6 protein-coding genes are annotated in these 4,639 nt (G+C 64.1%); all 6 read left to right on the top strand.

The genetic code is table 11. From position 1 onward, the window contains the following. Window positions 1–181 (top strand): hypothetical protein (locus VJ307_03525; GenBank protein ID HJX73203.1); only part of this gene is annotated, 181 nt, incomplete at its 5' end. Window positions 182–564: 383 nt separating this feature from the next. After that, entirely contained in the window at window positions 565–828 is a 264-nt protein-coding gene (locus VJ307_03520) for a hypothetical protein (GenBank protein HJX73202.1), read from the top strand. 7 nt (window positions 829–835) lie between these two features. Next, the gene (locus VJ307_03515) at window positions 836–1,108 is read left to right on the top strand and encodes a hypothetical protein (GenBank protein HJX73201.1); all 273 of its coding nucleotides are present in this window, start codon (window positions 836–838) and stop codon (window positions 1,106–1,108) included. 69 nt (window positions 1,109–1,177) lie between these two features. Continuing rightward, window positions 1,178–1,576 carry a hypothetical protein gene (locus tag VJ307_03510; protein ID HJX73200.1) on the top strand — a complete coding sequence of 133 codons (399 nt, stop codon included), beginning with the start codon at window positions 1,178–1,180 and terminating at the stop codon, window positions 1,574–1,576. Then, window positions 1,558–2,877, top strand: a complete 1,320-nt coding sequence (locus VJ307_03505; GenBank protein ID HJX73199.1) for a TolC family protein — start codon at window positions 1,558–1,560, stop codon at window positions 2,875–2,877. The genes VJ307_03510 and VJ307_03505 overlap by 19 nt, the downstream gene beginning before the upstream one ends. Window positions 2,878–2,920: 43 nt before the next feature. Beyond that, a complete protein-coding gene (locus tag VJ307_03500; GenBank protein HJX73198.1) occupies window positions 2,921–4,453 on the top strand; it encodes an efflux RND transporter periplasmic adaptor subunit in 1,533 nt (510 codons plus the stop codon). Window positions 4,454–4,639: the final 186 nt, after the last annotated feature.

Here is a 4,639-nt window from a genome sequence, read left to right as displayed (position 1 = left end):
GGGGGAGCAGATCCTGGATCTGTTTTCCGAATGGCACGGCAGGGGAAAGACCGTGCTGATGGTCACCCACAACCGGGCGAACCTGTCCCGTTCCACGAGGATCGTCCGTCTGCGCGACGGCCTGGTGGAGGAGGACCGGCGCATGTCGCCGTCCGGTCAGGCGATGGGATTACGCGGTTGAATGCCGGCAAAGACCTTGGGAGGGGGAACCAATGGAGGGGAAACACTACTGGGAAGGAAGGGGAGAGAGGGATTTCCTTGCGGAAAATGTGCCGGCGAGTGATGCGGATCCGAATGGTCTGCCCGGCCCCTCCTCGCCTTCCTGGAGGGGGCTGGTAGTCGCCGTTATAGCGGCGGCCATCCTTTCGGTGGCCGCAACGCTGTTGCTCGGGGGATCGTTCGCCCCCGGCAGGACGACGTCGGCGGGGGGATGCGGTTCCGGAAGCGCATGCTGCCCCCCGGCGGATTCCCCGTCGGGCGGGAGGTGACCGTCCGTACGCCTCGAGCCGCCTGACAATGGTCGGTCCTGCCGATTTGCCTTTGGAACGAAAGGAGGGGATAGGGATGCGTAGGCGGTATACCGTGTACCGCACGGATTACGTGTCCGGGATGAAGGAGGCGATCGGCTGCATCGAGGAGCGCCGAAAGGGTGTGCGGGACACGCGAGAGAATTACCTCGCCCTCCTGGCGGAGGCGAGGGAAATTTTCGGAGAGGGCCCGAACGGGGGAATCGACATCGTGATGAACCATCCGAACAAAAAGGAACAATCGGAGGAAATCGGGGATGCGGAAAAAGACACGGCAGAGCGGTCGGCATATTCCGGGTAGGGGAACCATGATGCGTACGGGAGGGGAGGCGACGCTCCGGAACGTTCGGGGGGAAGCGGTCGTGATTCTGATGGCGGCCATGATGGCTGGAGGATTCCTCCTCTGGATGGCAGCGGGTCATTTCCACGGTAAGCACGGGGGGAGGCATGATGCAGCGGCATCCCGTCCGGCCGTGGCCGTCGACCAGGACCGGGAATCCCGGCGCGAAGGGACGGTCCGTGAGGGAACCACGGGTTGGTCTTCGGAGGAATCGGTGGGAATGGATCGGGGTGTCAGGTAGCATCATGAGGATGTAATATGATGGAATTTCTGTTGGAATGTCGTCGGAAAACGGGGAGGGGTGAGAGGAATGGTACAGGGTGGAATCTTTGGGCGATGGGTGCCGATCCTGCTTCTGCTCCTGCTCGCCCTTGCGGTGCAGGAATCCATCGAGAGGAACCCGAACCTCCCGTCGGTCCGTTTCGCCGCCGAATCCGCCGAGAGGGGAATCCTTCCCGCGGGCTCCCTCCCCGACCCGACGCTCTCCCTCGCCTGCTCCACCCTTCCGGTTAGTGACTTCTCCCTCAACAAGGAGCTGATGAACTCCCGGGACATCGGGTTCACCCGGGCCCTGCCCGGCGCCGGGGTTTCGGCGATCCGCCAAGCGGCGACCAGCCGGAAGGAGGCGGTCGACCGGTTCCGCGAGCCCGGCCCGGGTGTCCCCGCCGTGGTCTGGCCATCGGGGGGCTCATGGTCTTCGTGGCCGTGATGGGGAGCGACCGGGAGCGGACCCGGGAGATCGGGGTTCTCCGGGCGATCCTCTTCCTGTGTGCGGGCTTATCCCTGTCCGCAGGCCCCTCCATGGCGGAGGAGGCGCCGCGTTCCGCCTCTTTTTATACGGAAGCGGCGCTGGCGAACAACCCCTCCCTCTCCGCGATGCAGGAGAGGATCCGGATGAAGGAGAATGCCGCGATCCGGGCCGGTGCCCTCGACGATCCGAAGGGGTGGTTCGGCCTGGTGAACATTCCCGTCAACTCGTGGTCGTTCCGGGACGAGGACATGACGGGGAAGGAGATCGGGGTTTCCCAGATGATCCCCTTTCCGGGCAAGCGGAAGCTGCGGACGGACGTCGCGATGCGCGAGAAGGAACAAACGGAGTTCGACCTGCAGGAGATGCGGAACATGCTTCGGGCCGAGATCAAGATGACCTACGTGGATCTGTCGCACGTGCGCAGGCAAACGGAGGAGGTGCGCCGGAGCAGGGAGGTCCTCCGGGAGATCGTCGCGGTTTCCCAGGAGATGTACGCCGTGGGCAAGGTGACGCAGGCGGACGTCCACCGGGGACAGGTGGAGTTCGAAAAGATGCGGGAGATGCTCCTCGTCCTGGAGAACCGGGAGAAGGTCCTCTCGATTCGCCTCAACACGCTCGCCGCCCTGCCGCCCGACCTGCCGGTCCCCGAGATCGAGCACCTCCAGGAGTTCACCTTGCCGTTCCGTGAGGAAGAGCTGATGGCGGCGTACCGGGAGGAACGACCGGCGAGGAAATCGCTCCAGGTGCGCATTCTCCGAGGGGAAGCCTCCATCGCGATGGCGAACAAGGAATATTTCCCCGACTTCGAGATCTCCGCCTCCTACATGCAGCGGGACGCGATGCCGGACGGGACGAAGCGCCCCGACATGTTCTCCTCGATGCTGCTGTTGACCCTTCCCATATGGAAAACGGAAAAGCTGGATCCCTTCGTCCGGGAGATGACCGCGGAGAGGGAGATGGCCAGGCGGGAGCTGGCGAGCCTGGACCTGGAGTCGGCGAACGCAATCGGCAGGTCGCTGGCGACGATCGAAAACCGCTCCTCGGTCGCCACGCTCTACCGGACGACCCTGATCCCGCACGCCGAAACGGCGTTCTCGGTGAACCTCGAGGCGTACCGCGTGGGGAAGATCGATTTCCCGATGCTGATGGATTCGGTCATGGCGTTCCTTGCGGCCCGGAAGGATTACCACGGGATGCTGGGAGATCTTTACATGGAGAAGGCCAGGCTGGAAGCCGCGGTGGGGAGGGACCTGAATTGACGGGAACACGGGATGCGAAACCGAAGCGACACGGAGACGGAAGATGAGCGAAGACAGGCCGAAGAAGACGTCGCGCGCCATCGTCATTGCGGCTTCGGCGCTGATCCTTCTCGGCGCCGGGACGTTGGCCTTTTTCAAGATGCCCGCCTTTCACAACCTGCTGCACCCCCACCCGGGGGATAACACGGCGAAGGTCGCCCAGGGGCCGACGAAGTACACCTGCCCGATGCACCCGTTCATCGTCTCCGACAAGCCGGGCGCCTGCCCGATCTGCGGGATGACGCTGGTCCCCCAGGAGAGCATGGCCTCCGCGGCCGGGCCGGCCGGCGAAGCAGGCGGGAAGAAGGAAAGGAAGATCCTATACTGGACCGACCCGATGATCCCCGGCGATCGGAGCGACCAGCCGGGGAAATCGCCCATGGGGATGGACCGCGTACCCGTATACGAGGACGAAGCGATCGGGATGGTGGCGATGAACCCCACGCAGCGGCTCATGGCGAACGTGGCCACCGAGAAGGTGTCGCGCCGGGAGTTCGTCCTCGACACCTTCGCGGTCGGGAAGATCTCCTGGGACGAGCGGAAGGTGGCCAAGGTGTCGGCGCGCATCGCCGGCAGGGTGGAAAGGCTCTTCGTCGACTTCACCGGGACGCGGGTCGTCCGCGGGCAGCCGATGCTGGAGATCTACTCCCCGGATCTTGTCGCCAGCCAGCGGGAGTACCTGCTCGCCCTCGCGATGCACGACCGGATGAAGGAGAACCCCTATCCCGAGGAGAGGGATATGGCGGAAAGGCTCGTCCAGGCATCCAGGACGCGCCTGAAGCTGTGGGGTGTTACGGATGCCCAGATCGAGGAGCTTGAAAAAACGAAGGAGCCGAAGACCGTTTTCATGGTCTATGCCCCCGGTACGGGGATCGTCACGGAGCGGCTGGTCACGGCAGGGGGCTACGTGATGGAAGGCACGCCGCTTTATTCGATTGCGGAGATCGAACCGGTCTGGGTCCAGGCGGAGATCTACGAGACCGAGATCCACAAGGTGCCCGTGGGCACCCCGGCCGTCGTCACGACCGAAGCCTACCCGGGGAGGGAGTTCAAAGGGCTCGTGGCGTTCGTGGATCCTTTTCTTAACCCCGAGACCCGCACGATCAAGGTGCGGATAAACCTCCCCAATCCCGGCAGTCTGCTCAAGCCCGACATGTTCGCCAACGTCCTGTTCAAGGGGAGGAAGGGGAAGGAACTGGCGGTGCCCGATTCTGCCGTGCTCATCACCGGCGAGCGTGCTATGGCATGGGTGGAGGTGAAGCCGAACACCTTCGAACCGCGGATGGTCAAGGTGGGCCACAAGTCGAACGGGTATTACGAGCTCCTGTCGGGGCTCAAGGAAGGCGAAACGGTCGTGACCTCGGCCGGGTTCCTGATCGACTCGGAGAGCCAGCTCAAGAGCGGCCAGTCGGATCCCCACGCGGGGCATGGGGGCACTGAGGGCCCGAAGCAGACGCCGAAGGAAGGCTTAGCTCCCGCGCCATCGTCCCGGGGCGCCGCCGGGGAAGGCGGTCATGCCGGGCACGGCGGAAAGTAATCCGGGAAGGGCGAGGCGATGATCAACGGAATCATCTCCGCCTGTCTCAAGAACCGGTTCCTGACGATCCTGGGGAGCGTTGTCATCCTGCTGTGGGGGATCTGGGCGCTCCTGCGGACGCCTGTGGACGCCATCCCGGACCTCTCCGACAACCAGATCATCGTCTACACGATGTGGGAAGGTCGG

Source organism: Candidatus Deferrimicrobiaceae bacterium, assembly GCA_035256765.1.
Lineage (GTDB): Bacteria > Desulfobacterota > Deferrimicrobia > Deferrimicrobiales > Deferrimicrobiaceae > CSP1-8.
This window is presented reverse-complemented; position numbering and strand designations above follow the sequence as displayed.